Source organism: Micromonospora sp. NPDC007271, from assembly GCF_040634005.1.
GTDB lineage: Bacteria > Actinomycetota > Actinomycetes > Mycobacteriales > Micromonosporaceae > Micromonospora.
Genome location: NZ_JBEYER010000125.1, coordinates 1 through 18,265 on the forward strand (window position 1 = coordinate 1; position 18,265 = coordinate 18,265).

Annotated in this window: 16 protein-coding genes and 2 pseudogenes; all 18 read right to left on the reverse strand. The window is 70.1% G+C overall.

What is annotated here, in order from left to right; all coding sequences use genetic code 11:
• A pseudogene (locus tag ABZ570_RS30190) lies at window positions 1–436 on the reverse strand (NADH-quinone oxidoreductase subunit M); the annotation flags it as partial.
• 64 nt (window positions 437–500) lie between these two features.
• On the reverse strand, window positions 501–2,456 hold the full coding sequence (gene nuoL, locus ABZ570_RS30195) for an NADH-quinone oxidoreductase subunit L (RefSeq protein WP_358070935.1): 1,956 nt from the start codon (window positions 2,454–2,456) through the stop codon (window positions 501–503).
• 10 nt (window positions 2,457–2,466) lie between these two features.
• Entirely contained in the window at window positions 2,467–2,784 is a 318-nt protein-coding gene (nuoK, locus tag ABZ570_RS30200) for an NADH-quinone oxidoreductase subunit NuoK (protein WP_089004423.1), read from the reverse strand.
• Complete coding sequence (locus ABZ570_RS30205; protein ID WP_358070937.1) at window positions 2,784–3,554, reverse strand: NADH-quinone oxidoreductase subunit J; 771 nt, start codon at window positions 3,552–3,554, stop codon at window positions 2,784–2,786. The genes nuoK and ABZ570_RS30205 overlap by 1 nt, the downstream gene beginning before the upstream one ends.
• Window positions 3,551–4,192: an NADH-quinone oxidoreductase subunit NuoI gene (gene nuoI, locus ABZ570_RS30210; protein ID WP_358070939.1), complete on the reverse strand. Its 642-nt coding sequence runs from the start codon at window positions 4,190–4,192 to the stop codon at window positions 3,551–3,553. The genes ABZ570_RS30205 and nuoI overlap by 4 nt, the downstream gene beginning before the upstream one ends.
• Before the next feature lies 1 nt (window position 4,193).
• Window positions 4,194–5,555, reverse strand: coding sequence for an NADH-quinone oxidoreductase subunit NuoH (nuoH, locus tag ABZ570_RS30215; RefSeq protein ID WP_358070941.1), 1,362 nt, complete (start codon window positions 5,553–5,555; stop codon window positions 4,194–4,196).
• Window positions 5,552–8,056 carry an NADH-quinone oxidoreductase subunit G gene (locus ABZ570_RS30220; RefSeq protein WP_358070943.1) on the reverse strand — a complete coding sequence of 835 codons (2,505 nt, stop codon included), beginning with the start codon at window positions 8,054–8,056 and terminating at the stop codon, window positions 5,552–5,554. Before ABZ570_RS30220 ends, nuoH begins: the two co-directional genes overlap by 4 nt.
• Window positions 8,056–9,372 carry an NADH-quinone oxidoreductase subunit NuoF gene (gene nuoF / locus ABZ570_RS30225; RefSeq protein WP_358070945.1) on the reverse strand — a complete coding sequence of 439 codons (1,317 nt, stop codon included), beginning with the start codon at window positions 9,370–9,372 and terminating at the stop codon, window positions 8,056–8,058. Before nuoF ends, ABZ570_RS30220 begins: the two co-directional genes overlap by 1 nt.
• A 5-nt stretch (window positions 9,373–9,377) precedes the next feature.
• Window positions 9,378–10,070: pseudogene (gene nuoE, locus ABZ570_RS30230) on the reverse strand (NADH-quinone oxidoreductase subunit NuoE); the annotation flags it as partial.
• Window positions 10,067–11,395 carry an NADH-quinone oxidoreductase subunit D gene (locus ABZ570_RS30235; protein ID WP_358070947.1) on the reverse strand — a complete coding sequence of 443 codons (1,329 nt, stop codon included), beginning with the start codon at window positions 11,393–11,395 and terminating at the stop codon, window positions 10,067–10,069. The gene ABZ570_RS30235 and the pseudogene nuoE, both read right to left, overlap by 4 nt.
• Before the next feature lie 55 nt (window positions 11,396–11,450).
• On the reverse strand, window positions 11,451–12,188 hold the full coding sequence (locus ABZ570_RS30240) for an NADH-quinone oxidoreductase subunit C (RefSeq protein WP_358070949.1): 738 nt from the start codon (window positions 12,186–12,188) through the stop codon (window positions 11,451–11,453).
• Window positions 12,185–12,862 (reverse strand): NADH-quinone oxidoreductase subunit B, encoded by a 678-nt coding sequence (locus ABZ570_RS30245; RefSeq protein ID WP_089004430.1) that lies wholly within the window; start codon window positions 12,860–12,862, stop codon window positions 12,185–12,187. Before ABZ570_RS30245 ends, ABZ570_RS30240 begins: the two co-directional genes overlap by 4 nt.
• A gap of 14 nt (window positions 12,863–12,876) precedes the next feature.
• Window positions 12,877–13,242: an NADH-quinone oxidoreductase subunit A gene (locus ABZ570_RS30250; protein ID WP_358070951.1), complete on the reverse strand. Its 366-nt coding sequence runs from the start codon at window positions 13,240–13,242 to the stop codon at window positions 12,877–12,879.
• 131 nt (window positions 13,243–13,373) lie between these two features.
• The gene (locus tag ABZ570_RS30255; protein WP_358070953.1) at window positions 13,374–14,648 is read right to left on the reverse strand and encodes a geranylgeranyl reductase family protein; all 1,275 of its coding nucleotides are present in this window, start codon (window positions 14,646–14,648) and stop codon (window positions 13,374–13,376) included.
• A 134-nt stretch (window positions 14,649–14,782) separates the two neighbouring features.
• Window positions 14,783–15,001: a hypothetical protein gene (locus tag ABZ570_RS30260; RefSeq protein WP_358070955.1), complete on the reverse strand. Its 219-nt coding sequence runs from the start codon at window positions 14,999–15,001 to the stop codon at window positions 14,783–14,785.
• Between the two features lie 90 nt (window positions 15,002–15,091).
• A complete protein-coding gene (locus tag ABZ570_RS30265) occupies window positions 15,092–15,802 on the reverse strand; it encodes a demethylmenaquinone methyltransferase (protein WP_358070957.1) in 711 nt (236 codons plus the stop codon).
• Window positions 15,803–16,007: 205 nt separating this feature from the next.
• Window positions 16,008–17,222 carry a hypothetical protein gene (locus tag ABZ570_RS30270; protein ID WP_358070959.1) on the reverse strand — a complete coding sequence of 405 codons (1,215 nt, stop codon included), beginning with the start codon at window positions 17,220–17,222 and terminating at the stop codon, window positions 16,008–16,010.
• A gap of 299 nt (window positions 17,223–17,521) precedes the next feature.
• Window positions 17,522–18,265, reverse strand: a 744-nt coding sequence (locus ABZ570_RS30275; RefSeq protein ID WP_358070961.1) for a radical SAM protein, incomplete at its 5' end; no start/stop codon positions are given.

The following is an 18,265-nucleotide window of genomic DNA, read 5'->3' on the forward strand; positions in this document are numbered from 1 at the left end:
CCTCGAAGAACACGTAGAAGAGGAAGACGTCGGCGGCCGCGAAGACGCCGATCATCGTGCACTCGAGGACGAGCAGCAGCGCGAAGTAGACCGGCACCGAGCGCTTCGACGACTCGGCGTCGTGCCAGGAGGCCAGGATCACCAGCGGCACCAGGATCGCGATCAGCATCAGCATGACCAGCGCGATGCCGTCGGCCGCGAAGGTGAAGTTGACCCCCCAGTTCGGGATCCACGCGTACGACTCGCGGAACTGGAACCGGTCGCCGTCGGCCTGGAAGGCGATCCACATCACCACCGACAGCACCAGGACCAGCAGCGACCAGCCGAACGCCACCAGTTTGGCCAGGTCCGGCCGGCGGCGCGGCAGCAGCGCCACGACCAGTGCGCCGACCAGCGGTGCCACGGTCAGCACCGAGAGGAACGGGAAGTTGGACATTATTCGGCCTTACCTCCGTCGTGACTGCATGGTCCGCCGGCGGGGGCGGCCGCGTTGAGGTCGATCACGCCAACCACCCCTGCTGCACCGCCAGGAACGCCGCCACCACGAGCAGCGCACCGGTCAGGATCGAGGTCGCGTACGACCGCACGAAACCGGTCTGCAGCCGCCGGAGTCGGCCCGAGCCTCCGCCCACCGCGGCGGCCAGGCCGTTGACCAGCCCGTCGACGCCCCGGTTGTCGAGGAAGACCAGCGCCCGGGTGAGGAAGATGCCCGGCTTCTCGAAGACCGCCTCGTTGAAGGCGTCCGTGTAGAGGTTCCGGCGGGCGGCGGTGACCAGCACCCCGGCCGGCTGCGGCTCGGTGGCCGTGCCGCTGCGGAACAGCATCCAGGCCAGCCCGGCGCCGAGCACGGTGACCACGATCGACAGCGCGGTGATCAGCCAGTGCGCGAGGACCGGGTGGTGCTCCGGGTGCTCGCCGCCGAGGCCGGCGGTGGCGGCCAGCCAGTCCGGCACGGTGGTGGCCATCAGACCACCGGCGGCGACCGAGCCGATCGCCAGCAGGATCAGCGGGACGGTCATCAGCTTCGGCGATTCGTGCGGGTGCTCGATGTCCTCGGTCCAGCGGGCCGGGCCGTGGAAGGTGAGCACGAAGAGCCGGGTCATGTAGAAGGCGGTCAGCCCGGCGCCGAGCAGCGCCGCGCCGCCGAAGAGCCAGGAGGTCCAGTCCCCCCGCTTGAACGCCTCCACGATGATCGGCTCCTTGGAGAAGAAGCCGGACAGCGGCGGGATGCCGATGATGGCGAGCCAGCCCATCATGAAGGTCAGCCAGGTGACCTTCATGTGCTTCGACAGCGCGCCGAAGCGGCGGATGTCCACCTGGTCGTTCATGCCGTGCATGACCGAGCCGGCGCCGAGGAACATGTTGGCCTTGAAGAAGCCGTGCGCCAGCAGGTGCACGATGGCCAGCGCGTACGCCGCGCCGCCCAGGCCGACACCGAGGAACATGTAGCCGATCTGGCTCACCGTGGACCAGGCCAGCACCCGCTTGATGTCGTCCTTGGCCGCGCCGATGAGACAGCCCATCAGCAGGGTGATCGCGCCGACGCTGACCACCACCAGCTGGAGCGTGGTGTTGGCCGAGAAGATCGGGTTGGACCGGGCGATCAGATAGACGCCCGCGGTGACCATGGTGGCCGCGTGGATGAGCGCGGAGACCGGGGTCGGGCCCTCCATCGCGTCCGGCAGCCACGCCTGCAGCGGGAACTGGCCGGACTTGCCGGTCGCGCCGAGCAGCAGCAGGAGGCCGAGCACCAGCACCGTGGCGCCGCCCAGCGATGCCACGCCGTTGAAGACCTGGTCGTACTGGGTGGTGCCCAGGGTGGCGAACATGATGAAGATGCCGATGGCCAGGCCGGCGTCGCCGACCCGGTTCATCAGGAACGCCTTCTTTCCGGCGGTGGCCGCGCTCGGCCGTCCGTACCAGAAGGAGATCAGCAGGTACGACGCCAGACCGACGCCCTCCCAGCCGAAGTAGAGCATCACGTAGTTGTTGCCGAGCACCAGCAGCAGCATCGCGGCGACGAACAGGTTGAAGTACCCGAAGAACCGTCGCCGGCCCTCGTCGTGCGCCATGTACTCGACCGCGTAGAGGTGGATCAGGAAGCCCACCCCGGTGATCAGCAGGACGAAGACCGCGGCCAGCGGGTCGAAGAGCAGACCGAAGTCCACCTTGAAATCGCCGACCGTGATGAACTGCCAGAGGCTCAGCTGGACCTGCTTGTTCTCCAGGCCGCGGAGCTGGAGGAAATAGGTCAGGCCGAGCACGAAGGCGGCGCCGATCGCGCCCACCCCCAGCCAGTGGCCCCAGCGGTCCGCCCGCCGGCCGAGCAGCAGCAGGATCGCCGCGCTGACCAGCGGAACGGCCACCAGCAGCCAGACACTGCCCAGGAGACCACTCGCCGGAGCGAAAGCGACGCCGGTCGGCTCGGCTGCCGCGAACGTCAGAATCTCTTCCACCGCAGGCCCCTCAGTACTTCAGCAGGTTGGCGTCGTCGACGCTCGCCGAGCGCCGGGTCCGGAAGATCGACATGATGATCGCGAGCCCGACCACTACCTCGGCCGCCGCCACCACCATCACGAAGAACGCCATGATCTGGCCGTTCAGGTCGCCGTTGATCCGGCTGAAGGTGACGAGCGTCAGGTTGGCCGCGTTGAGCATCAGCTCGACGCACATGAACAGGACGATCGCGTTACGCCGGACCAGCACCCCGACCGCGCCGATGGTGAACAGCACCGCGGCAAGGACCAGGTAGTAGTTCGGCTCGACCGAGAAGAACTCTTCCATTACTTGTCCGTCCCCTTCAGGGAGGTCTCCTCCGCGGACAGCTCCCGGACCGGCAGGATCTCGGGGATGCTGCGATCGGTCAGCCGGCCGTCCGGCAGGCGGGCCGGGGTGGCCACCGAGGAGGAGGTGGCGAAGACACCCGGGCCGGGCTTCGGGCCGGGGTAGTTGCCGGGGCGGAACCGGGCCTTCATGGTGGCGACCTGGTCCATCCGGTCCTCCTTGCGCCGCTCCACGTGCGCCAGCACCATCGCCCCGACCGCCGCCGTGATCAGCAGCGCGGAGGTCAGCTCGAAGGCGAACACGTACTTGGTGAAGAGCAGCCGGGCGATGCCCGGCACGTTGCCCTCGGCGTTCGGCTTGTCCAGGCCGACCGCGGTGACCCCTTCGAGAGCGCGGAACAGGCCCGTGCCGACCAGGCCGGCGAAGCCGAGCGCCAGCACGATCGCCGCCGTCCGCTGCCCACGCAGCGTCTCGATCAGCGAGTCCGAGGAGTCCCGGCCGACCAGCATCAGCACGAACAGGAAGAGCATCATGATCGCGCCGGTGTAGACGATGATCTGCACCATGCCGATGAACGGCCCGGCCTGCAGGACGTAGAACACGCCCAGGCAGAGCATCGTCAGCACCAGCCAGAGCGCCGAGTGCACCGCGTTGCGCGCCCAGACCATGCCGACCGCGCCGAGCAGCGCCAGCGGGGCGAGGATCCAGAAGGTCACCGCCTCGCCGGTGGGAACCGAGGCCGCCTCGGCGAGCAGCGTCTGCGTGGTCATGCGGTGTCTCCCTTGCCTGCCGCGGCCCGCTGGGCCGCCTGCTCGGCACCGGGGAAGGTCACGCCGGGGTGCTCCTCCACCTGGTACCGGCCCGGCCCCATCGGCGAGTGCTCCGCACCGGCCGAGGTGCCCGGGTTGGTCAGCGCGCCGACGTAGTAGTCCTTCTCGCTGTCGCCCAGCCGCATCGGGTGCGGCGGCTGCTCCATGCCGGGCAGCAGCGGCGCGAGCAGCTGCTCCTTTGTGAAGATCAGGTCCTGCCGGTTGTCCCGGGCCAGCTCGTACTCGTTGCTCATGGTGAGCGAACGGGTCGGGCAGGCCTCGATGCAGAGCCCGCAGAAGATGCACCGGGCGTAGTTGATCTGGTAGACGCTGGCGTACCGCTCACCCGGGGAGAAGCGCTGCTCCTCGGTGTTGTCGCCACCCTCCACGTAGATCGCGTCCGCCGGACAGGCCCAGGCGCACAGCTCGCAGCCGATGCACTTCTCCAGGCCGTCCGGGTGCCGGTTGAGGATGTGCCGCCCGTGGTAGCGCGGCGCCGACACCGGCGGCTTGAACGGGTAGTCGGTGGTGACGACCTTCTTGAACATGTGCGAGAAGGTGACCCCGAAGCCCTTGAACATTCCGGTGATCGCGCCCACGTCACACCTCCCTGGGGTCCGAGCCGGCGACGACGTTGGCCGGCTCCCGCTCGGCGACCACGCGCCTGGTGCGCGGGCTCGGTGGTACCTGAAGATCCAGCGGCGGCAGCGGGAAGCTGCCGTGCGGACGGCTGTTGACCTGCTCCTGGAGCGTCGGCTTCGGCTCCTTCTTCTTGCTCGGCCAGAAGAGCGTGGCCAGCAGCAGCACGCCCGCGCCGATGCCGGTGGCGAGCAGCCGGTCCTTGGTCTGCCAGTCCTCGATCGAGCGGAGCCCGCTCAGCACCAGGATCCAGACCAGGCTGATCGGCAGCAGGACCTTCCAGCCGAAGCGCATGAACTGGTCGTACCGGAGCCGGGGCAGGGTGCCCCGCAGCCAGACGAAGACGAAGACCAGGAGGATCACCTTGCCGAAGAACCAGAGCATCGGCCACCAACCCGAGTTGGCACCCGCCCAGAGGGTGATCGGCCAGGGGGCCCGCCAACCGCCGAGGAACAGCGTCGTGGTGACCGCGGACATGCTCACCATCGCGACGTACTCGCTGAGCATGAACAGCGCGAACTTCAGCGAGCTGTACTCCGTTTGGAAGCCTGCCACCAGCTCGGACTCGGCCTCGGGCAGGTCGAACGGAGCCCGGTTCGTCTCGGCGACCATGGCGATGAAGAAGATGATGAAGCTCGGCAGCAGCAGGATGGCGTACCAGCCCGGCGCGGTCGGGTGCCAGCCGAGGATCGACCAGCTCACCTGCTGGCTGCCGGCCTGAGCGGCGACGATCCCGCTGGTGGACATCGTGCCGGCGGTCATGAACACCGCCACGATACTCAGGCCCATCGCGACCTCGTACGAGACCAGCTGAGCGGCGGAGCGCAGGCCGCCGAGCAGCGGGTACGTCGAGCCGGAGGCCCAGCCGCCGAGCACGATGCCGTACACGGCCAGGGAGGAGCAGGCCAGCAGCAGCAGCACCGCCACCGGCACGTCGGTGACCTGCAGCGGCGTCCAGTTTCCGAAGATGCTGACCATCGGCCCGAACGGAATCACCGACAGCGCGGTGACCGCGCAGATCACCGAGATCACCGGGGCGAAGAAGTAGACGACCTTGTCGGCGGCCTTCGGGAGGATGTCCTCCTTGAAGGCCAGCTTCAGGCCGTCGGCGAGGGTCTGCAGCAGGCCGAACGGGCCGACCTGGTTGGGGCCGGGCCGCACCGCCATGCGGGCGACGACCCGCCGCTCGAACCAGACGCCGAGCAGCGTGGCCAGCATGCAGAACACGAAGGCGAACAGGATCTTGATCAGGACCAGCCACCACGGGTCCCTGCCGAAGTCGGCCAGCGTCGGATCCTGCGCGGCCAGGATGACCGGGCTCACTGAACACCCCCTGCGTTGAGGAGCGGACCCGGGCGACCGGCGGCGTCCGCGGCGACACGTCCGGCCGGGACGGGCGCGACCGCGCCGGCGGAGACCTGCACGACCTCGCCGGCCGCCGCGCCGAGGCTGCGCCGGACGGTCGAGCCGGGTGAGTTGGTCGGCAACCAGACCACACCGTCCGGCATCTCGGTGATCGCCGCCGGCAGGGTGACCGCGCCGCGGTCGGTGCCCACGGTCACCGGGTCGCCGTCGGCCACGCCGATCGCCTCGGCGGTGCCCTTGCCCAGCCGCACCACCGGCGGGCGGGCGGTGCCGGCGAGGTGCTCGTCGCCGTCGGTGAGGGTGCCCAGGTCGATCAGCTGGTGCCAGGTGGCCAGCACGGCCTCGCCCGCACCGGGCTGCGGCACGGCGGCCGGCTCGACCATCGGCGGGGCCGGGCGGTCCACCCGGGTCGCCGGCAGCGCGCCCAGCTCCCGCCGGACGCTCGTCACGTCGCCGGTGCCCAGCTGGACGTCGAGCTGCGCGGCCAGCGCGTCGAGCACCCGGCCGTCGCTCATCGCGGCGGTGTCCAGCACCTTCTCGAAGGTGCGCAGCCGGCCCTCCCAGTCCAGGAAGCTGCCGGCCTTCTCGACCACCGGCGCGACCGGGAAGACCACGTCCGCCCGGCGGGCCACCGCGCTCATCCGCAGCTCCAGGCTGACCAGGAACGGCACCGCGTCCAGGGCCTGCTCGGCCAGGCGCGGATCGGCCAGGTCGGCCGGGTCCACACCGGCCACCACGAGGGCGCCGAGCTGGCCGTTGGCCGCCGCGACGAGGATGCCGTCGGTGTCCCGGCCGGCCTGGCTCGGGATCACCCCGGCCGCGATGTCCCACGCCTCGCCCAGCTCGGCGCGGGCGGCCGGCTCGGTGACCGGGCGGCCACCGGGGAGCAGGTTGGGCAGGCAGCCCGCGTCGACCGCGCCGCGGTCACCCGCGCGCCGCGGCACCCAGGCCAGCTTCGCGCCGGTACGCCGGGCGACGTCCGCCGCGGCGGAGAGCCCGCCCGGCACCGCGCCCAGCCGCTCGCCGACGATCAGGATCGCCCCCGGCCGGCTCAGCGCCTCGGTCACCGTGGCGTGCTCGGCCAGCACGCTGGCCTCCTCGCCCGGCACCACCCGGGCCAGCTTGGCCCCGAGCTTCTCCAGGCCACGGGTGGCGAACGGCGCGATCGCGTACACGGTCAGCTTGTTCTTCAGGTACGCCTTGCGCAGCCGCAGGAAGAGGATCGGGCACTCCTCCTCCGGCTCCAGGCCGACCAGCACCACCGCGGGCGCGTTCTCCACGTCGGTGTAGGTCACGTCGGTGACCCCGGCGACGCTGCTGGCCAGGAACTCGGCCTCCTCACGGGAGACCGGGCGGGCCCGGAAGTCGATGTCGTTGGTGTGCAGCGCGACCCGGGCGAACTTCGCGTACGCGTAGGCGTCCTCGACGGTCAGCCGGCCGCCGGTGAGCACCGCCGTGCCCGACCCGCCGTCCCGGGCGGCGCGCAGCCCCTCGGCGGCCCGGGTCAGTGCCTCGCTCCAGGACGCCTCGCGCAGCTCACCGGTCCGCTCGTCGCGGACCAGCGGGGTGGTGAGCCGGTCGAACGCACGGCTGTACTGGAAGCCCCAGCGGCCCTTGTCGCAGTTCCACTCCTCGTTCACCGCCGGGTCGTCGCCGGCCAGCCGGCGCAGGACCTTGCCGCGCCGCCAGTCGGTGCGCTGGGCGCAGCCGGCCGAGCAGTGCTCGCAGACGCTGGGGGTGGAGACCAGGTCGAACGGGCGGGCCCGGAACCGGTACTGCGCGCCGGTCAGCGCGCCCACGGGGCAGATCTGCACGGTGTTGCCGGAGAAGTACGAGTTGAACGGGACGTCACCGGCGTCGCCCTCGTCCCCGTACGCCTCGTCCCGGTAGATGTTGATCTCCTCGGCGGACGACCGGTTCATCAGGTCGATGAACTTGTCGCCGGCGATCTCCTCGGAGAACCGGGTGCAGCGCTGGCAGAGCACGCACCGCTCGCGGTCGAGCAGCACCTGGGTGCTGATCTCCAGCGGCTTCTCGTACTCCCGCTTGTGCTCGTGGAACCGGGAGTCCGTCCGGCCGGTGGACATCGCCTGGTTCTGCAGCGGGCACTCGCCGCCCTTGTCACACATCGGGCAGTCCAGGGGGTGGTTGAGGAGCAGCAGCTCCATCACCCCCTCCTGCGCCTTCTTGGCGACCGGCGAGGTCAGCTGGGTGCGGACCACCATGCCGTCGGCGACGGTCTGGGTGCAGGAGGCGACCGGCTTGCGCTGGCCCTCCACCTCCACCAGGCACTGTCGGCAGGCGCCGGCCGGGGCCAGCAGCGGGTGGTCGCAGAACCGCGGGATCTCGGTGCCCAGCTGCTCGGCGACCCGGATCAGCAGCGCCCCCTTGGGCGCGGTGACCTGGACGCCGTCGATGGTGAGGGTGACGGTCTCGGTCTGCTTGGCTACGTCGGTCATCAGTGGGCTCCCACCAACTGCTTGTCGGAGAGCTTCGGCGCGGTACGTCCCTCGATGTAGTCGAGGTAGTCCTGCTTGAAGTACTGCAGCGACGAGGTCACCGAGCTGGTCGCACCGTCGCCCAGGCCGCAGAACGAGCGGCCGAGGATGTTGTCGCAGGTGTCGAGCAGGGTGTCCAGGTCCTCATGGGTGCCCTGGCCGGCGAGGATCCGCCGGTAGACCCGGACCATCCAGTAGTTGCCCTCGCGGCACGGCGTGCACTTGCCGCACGACTCGTGGTGGTAGAACTCCAGCCACCGGTAGGTCGCGTACACCGGGCAGTCCTGGTCGGAGAAGATCTGCGTGGCCGTGGTGCCCAGGATCGAGCCGGCCGCCGCCACCCCCTCGAAGTCCAGCGGCACGTCCAGGTGCTCGGCGGTGAGCAGCGGCGTCGACGAGCCGCCCGGGGTCCAGAACTTCAGGTTGTGCCCGGGCTGCATGCCGCCGGCCAGCTCGATCAGCTCGCGCAGGGTGATCCCCATCGAGCACTCGTACTGGCCCGGGTTGGCGATCCGACCGGAGAGCGAGTAGATCATCGGGCCGGAGGACTTCTCCGTACCCATGGTCTTCCACCACTCGGCGCCGCCGAGCACGATGTACGGCACGCTGGCGATGGTGCCGACGTTGTTGACCACGGTCGGGCTGGCGTACAGGCCGTGGGTCGCCGGGAACGGCGGGCGCAGCCGGGGCTGGCCCCGGAAGCCCTCCAGCGAGTCCAGCAGCGCGGTCTCCTCGCCGCAGATGTACGCCCCGGCGCCGGAGTGCACCACCAACTCCAGGTCGAACCCGCTGCCGAGGATGTTCCGCCCGAGGTAGCCCTTGGCGTACGCCTCCTGCACGGCGTTGCGCAGCCGGCGGGCGGCGTGCACCGCCTCACCGCGGATGTAGATGTACGCGCGGTTGGCCCGGATCGCGTACGACGCGATGATCACGCCCTCGACCAGCGAGTGCGGGTCGTGGGTCATCAGCGGCAGGTCCTTGCAGGTGCCCGGCTCGCCCTCGTCGGCGTTCACCACCAGGTAGTGCGGCTTGCCGTCGCCCTGGGGAATGAACCCCCACTTGAGACCGGTCGGGAAGCCCGCGCCGCCGCGCCCGCGCAGCCCGGAGTCCTTGATCAGTTGGATCAGGTCGTCCGGGTGCGCCCCGAGCGCCTTGCGCAGGGCGGCGTAGCCGTCCAGCTTCTCGTAGGTGCCGATGCGCCAGGCGTCCGGCGACAGCCAGCGCTTGGTCAGCACCGGCGTCAGCTTGGCCAGCGTCTCCGGCCGAGGCGTCGTCACTTCTGAGCCTCCGCTTCCTTGCTGCGGATCGGGGTGTTCGGGTCGAAGCCCGGCACCGAGATACCGTGCTGCTCGGCGAGCCGCACGCCGCGCAGGGTCGGCTCGCCCGGCCCGCCGTCGCCGACCGCTCCCGCCCGCTCGTCGGCGAAGCCGGCGAGCTGGACGGCCATCTCCTTCAGCGTGCAGAGGCGGGCGCCCCGGGTCGGCATCGGCCGCCCCCCGGCCCGCAGCTCCTCGACGACGCCGAGCGCGGCCTGCGGGTCGACGTTGTCGAAGAAGTCGTAGTTGACCGTCATGACCGGGCCGTAGTCACACGCCGCCAGGCACTCGGCGTGCTCCAGGGTGATCTTGCCGTCCTCGGTGGTCTCGTCGTGCCCGACGCCCAGGTGCTCGGACAGGGTGTCGTAGACCTCCTGGCCGCCCAGCACGTTGCACATCGTGTTGGTGCAGACGCTGACCAGGTAGTCGCCGGTCGGCTTGCGCTTGTACATGGTGTAGAAGGTGGCCACCGCACCGACCTGGGCCTTGTTCAGGCCGAGCACCTCGGCGCAGAACTCCACCCCGGCCGGGGAGACGTACCCCTCCTCGGACTGGACCAGGTGCAGCAACGGCAGCAGCGCCGAGCGGGACCGGTCCGCCGGGTACCGGGCGATGATCTCCCGCGCCCGGGCCCGGGTCTCTTCCGTAAACACACTCATCGGTCACAACCACCCATCACGGGGTCCAGCGAGGCACCACCGGCGATCACGTCGGCGATCAGGCCGCCCTCGGCCATCGCCGGGAGCGCCTGGAGGTTGACGAAGCTCGGCTCCCGGTAGTGCACCCGGTACGGCCGGGTGCCACCGTCGGAGACCGCGTGCACGCCCAGCTCGCCGCGGGGCGACTCGATGCCGACGTACACCTGGCCCGGCGGGACCCGGAAGCCCTCGGTGACGAGCTTGAAGTGGTGGATCAGCGACTCCATCGACTGACCCATGATCTTGGCGACGTGCTCCAGCGAGTTGCCCATGCCGTCGACGCCGATGGCGAGCTGGGCCGGCCAGGCGATCTTCTTGTCGGAGACCATCACCGGGCCGCGCTTGCCGAGCCGGTCCACCGCCTGCTCGACCAGCTTCAGCGACTCGCGGATCTCGGCGAGCCGGACCAGGTAGCGGCCCCAGACGTCACCGTCGGTGTGGGTCGGGACGTCGAACTCGTACGTCTCGTAGCCGCAGTACGGCATGGTCTTGCGCAGGTCCCAGGCGAGACCGGCGGAGCGGAGCACCGGGCCGGTGACGCCGAGCGCGAGGCAGCCGGTCACGTCGAGCACCGCGACGTTCTTGGTGCGCTCGGTCCAGATCGGCTGGCCGGAGAGGAGGTCCTCGTACTCCTTGAGCTTCTCCGGCATCATCTTGAGGAACTTGCGGATCTTGACGATCGCGTCGTCCGGCACGTCCTGGGCCACCCCGCCCGGCCGCACGTACGCGTGGTTCATGCGGAGGCCGGTGATGGTCTCGAAGATGTCGAGGATGTACTCCCGCTCGCGGAAGCCGTACAGCATGATCGAGATCGCGCCCAGCTCCATGCCGGTGGTGGCCAGCCAGACCAGGTGCGAGGAGATCCGGTTGAGCTCCATCATCAGCACCCGGATGGTGTTGGCCCGCTCGGTGATGTCGTCGGTGATGCCGAGCAGCTTCTCCACCGCCAGCGCGTACGCCGTCTCGTTGAACAGCGGGGAGAGGTAGTCCATCCGGGTCACGAAGGTCGAGCCCTGGACCCAGTTGCGGTATTCGAGGTTCTTCTCGATGCCGGTGTGCAGGTAGCCGATGACCGAGCGGGCCTCGCGGACCGTCTCGCCCTCCAGCTCCAGGATCAGCCGGAGCACGCCGTGCGTGGACGGGTGCTGCGGGCCCATGTTGACGACGATCCGCTCGTCGTTGATCGGATCGGTGCCGGAGACGACCGTGTCCCAGTCCCCACCGGTGACGGTGAAGACCTTGCCCTCGGTGGTCTCGCGCTCGGTCGCGTAGTTCGACGTCGTCACTGTGCCAGCCCTCCGTTCGCGACTGCGGGGCTCCGCTTCGCTGCACTCCTCGCGCTCACTGGTACGACCTCCGCTTGTCCGGCGGGGGAATCTCCGCACCCTTGTACTCGACGGGCACGCCGCCGAGGGGGTAGTCCTTGCGCTGCGGGTGCCCCTCCCAGTCGTCCGGCATGAGGATCCGGGTCAGGTTGGGGTGGCCGTCGAAGACGATGCCGAACATGTCGTACGTCTCCCGCTCCTGCCAGTCGGCGGTCGGGTAGACGCTGGTGACACTCGGCAGGTGCGGGTCCTCGGCGGAGACCGCGGCCTCCAGCCGCACCCGGCGCCGGAAGGTCATCGAGGTGAGCTGGTAGACGACGTGCAGCCGCCGCTCTTCCGCGCCCAGGTAGTCGACGCCGGACACCGAGGAGCAGAGCTCGAAGCGGAGCGCCAGGTCGTCGCGCATCACCTGGCAGACCTCGGCGATCCGCTCCGGGCGGACGTGCAGGGTCAGCTCGCCCCGGTCGACCACAACCTTCTCGATCGCGTCGCCGAACCCGGGGTACGCCTCCTCCAGCGCGTCCCGGACCTCGTCGAAGTAGCCGCCGTACGGCCGCGGGCTCTCCTCGATCGGCTTGCGCGGGCGGACCAGGCCGCCGTATCCGGAGACGTCGCCACTGCCGTGCACGCCGAACATGCCGCGGCCGGCGGGGCTGGCCGGCGGGTGCTCGGCGGGCGCACCGCTGGTGGCCCCGGCCGGGGTGACCGGCACCGGCACACCCCCGTTGTTGGTCCTGTCGTCAGTTGCGCTCACTTCGGGCCCCCGTGCGGGTGGAGGTGGTTCTGGGCCTTCATCCAGTTCTCGATCCGCAGCTGCTCCTCGCGGCCCTCGCGGACCGCCCTGGTCCACTCGGCCCGCCGGGCCTTGTCGTTGCGGTACGACGACGGCATCGAGCCGTACGGCACCACGGGCACGTCACCGCGCTCCTTGCGGGCCTCCAGCATCTTGCGGCCGTTCGGGCCCAGCGGCTCGTACATGATCTTCTCGCGGAGCTTGAGGACCGCGTCGATGAGCATCTCGGGCCGGGGCGGGCAGCCCGGGAGGTACATGTCGACCGGGACGACGTGGTCGACGCCCTGCACGATGGCGTAGTTGTTGAACATGCCGCCGCTGCTGGCGCAGACGCCCATGGAGAGCACCCAGCGCGGCTCGGCCATCTGGTCGTAGATCTGGCGCAGGACCGGGGCCATCTTCTGGCTCACCCGGCCGGCCACGATCATCAGGTCCGCCTGCCGGGGCGAGGCCCGGAAGACCTCCATGCCCCAGCGGCCCATGTCGTAGTGCGGGCCGCCGGCCGCCATCATCTCGATGGCGCAGCAGGCCAGGCCGAAGGTGGCGCCCCAGACGGACGACTTCCGCGACCAGTTGACCAGCTTCTCGACGGTGGTGAGCAGGACGCCGGAGGGAAGCTTCTCCTCGATGCCCATCTGCCGTACCTCCCTCAGTCCCAGTCCAGGCCGCCGCGCCGCCAGACATAGGCGTAGGCGACGAAGACCGCGACGATGAACAGGACCATCTCCACGAAGCCGAAGATCGGCAGGGCGTCGAAGGAGACCGCCCAGGGGTAGAGGAAGATGATCTCGATGTCGAAGACGATGAAGAGCATCGCCGTCAGGTAGAACTTGATCGGGAACCGGCCGCCCCCGACCGGCTGCGGGCTCGGCTCGATGCCGCACTCGTACGCCTCGAGCTTGGCCTTGTTCAGACGCCGGGGGCCGGCGAGTCGGGCAGCGGCCACGGAGAACAGCGCGAACCCCGCGGCGAGGGCGAACAGCCCGATGATCGGTGCATACGGAGAGAGCGTCATCGTTGTCTCCTGCTCGTCCTTCCCTGACCTCGGTGGTTAGCGAAAATCACACTATTCACGTCCCTCATGACCTCGGCCGGCGGGGTCGGTCTCTGTCCGTTCCGGGGGCACTTCGCCGGGTGGAACGGGGGCTAGACGGCTGGTGCCACCTTCGTCATCGCGTTGATGACCCGGTCCATCGCGTCCCCACCCCGGGGGTCGGTCAGGTTGGCCAGCAGCTTGAGTACGAAGCGCATCAGCATCGGGTGCGGCATGCCGTGCTTGGTGGCCATCCGCATGATCTCCGGGCGGCCGATCAGCTTCACGAAGATCCCGCCGAGCCGGTAGTAGCCGCCGAACCGGGCCTTCAGCTCCTGCGGGTACGCCTGCAGGGCCCGCTCCCGCTCGGCGCCGGCCGGCCGGGCGAGCGCCTGCACCGCCACCTCGGCGGCCAGCTCGCCGGACTCCATCGCGTACGCGATGCCCTCGCCGTTGAACGGGTTGACCATGCCGCCGGAGTCGCCGACGAGCAGCACGCCGCGGGTGTAGTGCGGCACCCGGTTGAAGCCCATCGGCAGCGCGGCACCGAGGATCGGCCCCTCCGCGTTGGCCTCGTCGGTCATCCCCCAGTCCTCCGGGGTGTTGGCCAGCCAGTCGGTGAGCAGCCGCCGGTAGTTGGTCTTGCCGAAGGCGGCGGACGAGTTCAGGACGCCCAGGCCGACGTTCACCCGGCCGTCGCCGAGGCCGAAGATCCAGCCGTAGCCGGGCAGCAGCGCGTCGCTGCCCTTGGCCCGCAGCTCCAGCCATGACTCCAGGTAGTCGTCGTCGTGCTTGGCGGGCGAGCGGTAGTAGCGGCGGACCGCGACGCCGATCGGCCGGTCCTCCCGCTTGGCCAGCCCGAGGGCGAGCGGGAACCGGCCGGAGACGCCGTCCGCGGCGACCACCAGCGGAGCGTGGAAGGCGACGGGCTCCTTGTCCGGGCCCGCCTCGGCCTGCACGCCGATCACCCGACCGTCGGCATCGAGCACCGGGCCGATCACGTTCACGCTGGTCCGCAGCTTCGCCCCGGCGGCGACGGCCCGCTGGGCGAGCAGGTCGTCGAAGTCGAGCCGGGTCCGGACCAGGCCGTAGTTGGGGAAGCTGGCCAGGTCGGGCCAGTCCAGTTCCAGGCGTACCCCGCCGCCGATCACCCGCAGGCCCCTGTTGTGCAGCCAGCCGGCCTCGGGCGAGGTGTCCACGCCCATCCGGATCAGCTGCCGGACGGCGCGCGGCGTGAGCCCGTCACCGCAGACCTTCTCGCGGGGAAACTCGGTCTTCTCCAGCAGCAGCACCCGAGCGCCGTGCCGAGCCAGGTGGTACGCGGTTGCCGATCCTCCGGGACCGGCGCCCACGACGATCACGTCGGCGTCGTTCTCCACCGCGGTCATCTGCGCCTCCTCCCGAATGCTCGTGAAATGCTTCACAAGCTGATCGGGTTGGAGTCTATGACCGGGGTTACACCGGTATCCGGTGAGGGGTACCTAACTTCGGGAAAACGCGCCGGTCAGCCTCCACTTAGGCCTCAGGGACGGGCCGAAGCGGCAGGTCCGAGGCCGGCATCGAGGCGGATCGTCTCCGGCAGGTGCTCGCGCAGCGCGCCACCGGCCGCGCGGTCGAGTGCGGCCAGCACCTCGGCGACCACCTGCCGCACGTCCGCGGGATCCGCGCCGGCCAGCTCCTTGAGCTGCGCGATGAGTTCCGCGGCGTCGTCGTCCGTGGCCGCCTGCCCTGGTCCCGTCATGGGCCGAGCTTACGGGGCTAAGTAGAGCAAAAACGGATATTCACGAAATCGGGTGGTTTGTTGCTGATGCCCGGCCCGCCGCGTTCGCCGTCAGTCCCGCACCGCGCGGTGCAGCGCGACGACACCCCCGGTCAGGTTGCGCCAGGCCACCCGGCTCCATCCCGCCGCGCCGATCCGCCCGGCGAGCGCCGCCTGATCCGGCCAGGCCCGGATCGACTCGGCCAGGTAGACGTACGCGTCGGGGTTGCTGGAGACCGCTCGCGCCACCGCCGGCAGCGAGCGCATCAGGTACGACAGGTAGACCGTACGGAAGGCGGGGTTGACCGGGGTGCTGAACTCGCAGACCACCAGCCGGCCACCCGGCCGCGTCACCCGGGCCAGCTCGCGCAGCGCCGCGTCGGTGTCGTTGACGTTACGCAGGGCGAAGGAGATGGTCACCGCGTCGAAGCTGGCGTCGGCGAAGGGCAGCCGCAGGGCGTCGCCGGCCAGCAGCGGCACCTGCGGGCGGGTGTGCTTGCCGGCGTACAGCATGCCGAGCGACAGGTCGGCGCCCACCGCGTACGCCCCGGAGTGGGCCAGCTCCTCGGTCGAGACGCCGGTGCCGGCACCCACGTCCAGCACCCGCTCGCCGGGACGCAGCCCGAGCGCGGCCCGGGTGGCCCGCCGCCAGAACCGGTCCTGTCCGAAGGAGAGGACGGTGTTGGTCAGGTCGTATCGGGCGGCCACGCCGTCGAACATCGCGGCGACCTCGTGCGGCTGCTTGTCCAGGCTGGCGCGCTGGCCCTGCGGGGTACGGCTCACCCCTCCACTCTGCCAGCCGGCCCGCGGGCGGCACCCTCCGGGTACGCCACGCTACCGAAGCGACGTTGCGCCACGCCAGGTCCCCGTCGATATGTTTCGGTCCTCCGCAGTGGAGCGAAGACAGCCGGGGCGGGATGGTGATCCATCCCGCCCCGGCTGCCGTGCGTTATGTGAACGGCCCTCGCGGGCCGATAGAGGACGACCGTCAGGCGGCCGGCTTCTCGTCACTCGGGGTGACCAGGACCACCCGGCGACGGCGGGCGACCAGGAACATCGCCCCGCCGGCGGCCAGCACGGCCACGCCGATGCCACCGATCAGGCCAGCCTTGGCGCCGGTGACCGGCAGACCGCCGCCGTCACCCTCGCCACCGCCGACGCCGCCCTTGGCGGCGACCACGACAGCGTAGCCGTCGGTGTTGTCACTCGGGTCGAGATCGGTCTCCTGCAGCGGAGCCATGTTCTCCGGCATGTTCTTGATCTTCAGCGACTGGGCGCCGAGCGTCTTGGCCGGCAGGATCGGCTCGACCGAGACGGTGCCGCCGGTCAGGGCACCGGCCTTGACGTTCGCGCCCACCGAGAGCAGGTGGTAGAAGGTGCCGCCGGGAAGGACGTCATCGCCGCCCTCCCACTGCTCCACCGGGATGAAGGGAAGCTCGGGGTAGGTGCAGACGAGCGAGGCCTTGTCGGTGGCGTACTCGCACTCGTCCTCGGTCTCGGTGAAGGTCACGCCCTTGGGCAGCTTCACCGTCACCTTGAAACCGGCGGTGGCCCGGTCGCCCTGGTTCCACACGTCGTAGATCAGCTGGGCGGTGTCGCCCGCGTGCAGGTCGCCGGCAACCTGGATCTTGCCGTTCTTGACCGTGACGGCGTTCTTCACGTCGTCGGCCATGACGGCGAGGTCCGCGCCGCTCTCCTTGGTGAACTCGACGGTGGCGGACTTGCTGTTGTTGTCCTTGTTGGTGTCGTCCTTGGACAGCACCGTGAAGTTGACCGGGGCGCTGTACGCCTTGTCCAGGGACTCGGTCGCCTTCAGCAGGGCGACCGGGAGGTCGATGGTCTCGCCCGGGCCCGGAAGTGATTCCTTGTCGGCCCAGCAGGTGACCGAGGTCAGGCCCTTGCCGCCCTCCTCCTCGTCGCACTCACCCTCGACGAAGGGGAACACGGCGACCTTGGTGAAGTCGACCTTGGAGAGGTCAACCCGGACGCCCAGTTCGGACGGGGTGTTCTCGCCCTTGTTGGTCACCTTGGCGAACGCCAGCTTGGCGCTGGCGCCCTCGGCGACCCGGGTGCCGACCACGTCGATGGCGAGGTCGGTCTCGGTGCCGGCGGCCTGGGCGGGCGCGCCGAAGACGGTGAACGCCCCGGAGGCGAGCAACGCGGCGGCGCCGAGCCGCACGAGCGGCCGGTTACGGAAGATCATGAAGTCAATCCCCCCGTTTGGGAATCGAAGAAGAGCGGGGACGAGCGGGGACGTTAGCGGTCCGCGGTCACCCTCGCCACCCCACACGCCGACCGTTCACCATCTGCGGGCCTAAGAGCCACTTAAGGATTGCCCGAATTGATGGCTCTTGACATCGACGGTCCTGCGCGGGCCTCCGGAGAACGGCCGACAAGATCGACCCAGTGACAGGCAACGATTGACCGTTCGGCTGAGCCCACGGCAGACCGGGGCAGTCACCGAACGCGCCCGGACGGGCGCGTTCGGTGGATGGATCGGGCTCAGCTGACGTCGACGAGCGGCAGGGACTTCCCGGCCCCGCCGCCGGGCAGGGCGATCGAGGAGAAGTGCGAGACGACCCGGTCGTCGTTCGGGTCGTCCGCGGGGGTCCAGTGCACGGCGAGCCGGCGGTAGAGGGTGTCCCGCTGCGCGGGGATCCGCTCGGCGGTGCGGATCATGCCGATCAGCTCGTGCAGGTTGGACCGGTGCCGGGCACCGGCCGAGGAGATGACGTTCTCCTCCAGCATGATCGAGCCGAGGTCGTCCACGCCCATGTGCAGGGCGAGCTGGCCGACGTCCTTGCCGGTGGTCAACCAGGACGCCTGGAGGTGCGGCACCGTCTCGAAGAAGAGCCGGGCGACCGCGATCAGCCGCAGGTATTCCAGGGCGGTCGCCTGGGTGCGGCCCTTGAGGTGGTTGTTCTCCGGCTGGTACGTCCACGGGATGAACGCCCGGAAGCCACCGGTGCGGTCCTGCACGTCACGGATCATCCGCAGGTGCTCGATCCGCTCGGCGTTCGTCTCGCCGGTGCCCATCATCATGGTCGCGGTCGACTCGAGGCCCTGCCGGTGCGCCAGCTCCATGACCTCCAGCCAGCGCGCCCCGGACTCCTTCAGCGGAGCGATCGCCCGCCGCGGCCGGTCCGGCAGCATCTCGGCACCGGCACCGGCGATCGAGTCCAGCCCGGCCGCCTTGATCCGGGCGATGGCCTCGTCCAGGCTCACACCGGAGACCTTGGCCATGTG

Excerpts from the sequence above, each read along its gene's own strand:
- ABZ570_RS30260 (WP_358070955.1), bottom strand. The coding sequence starts at position 15,001 with ATGACGGGACCAGGGCAGGCGGCCACGGACGACGACGCCGCGGAACTC.
- ABZ570_RS30245 (WP_089004430.1), bottom strand. The coding sequence starts at position 12,862 with ATGGGCATCGAGGAGAAGCTTCCCTCCGGCGTCCTGCTCACCACCGTC.
- nuoK (WP_089004423.1), bottom strand. The coding sequence starts at position 2,784 with ATGGAAGAGTTCTTCTCGGTCGAGCCGAACTACTACCTGGTCCTTGCC.
- ABZ570_RS30220 (WP_358070943.1), bottom strand. The coding sequence starts at position 8,056 with ATGACCGACGTAGCCAAGCAGACCGAGACCGTCACCCTCACCATCGAC.
- ABZ570_RS30250 (WP_358070951.1), bottom strand. The coding sequence starts at position 13,242 with ATGACGCTCTCTCCGTATGCACCGATCATCGGGCTGTTCGCCCTCGCC.
- ABZ570_RS30270 (WP_358070959.1), bottom strand. The coding sequence starts at position 17,222 with ATGATCTTCCGTAACCGGCCGCTCGTGCGGCTCGGCGCCGCCGCGTTG.
- ABZ570_RS30255 (WP_358070953.1), bottom strand. The coding sequence starts at position 14,648 with ATGACCGCGGTGGAGAACGACGCCGACGTGATCGTCGTGGGCGCCGGT.
- ABZ570_RS30205 (WP_358070937.1), bottom strand. The coding sequence starts at position 3,554 with ATGACCACGCAGACGCTGCTCGCCGAGGCGGCCTCGGTTCCCACCGGC.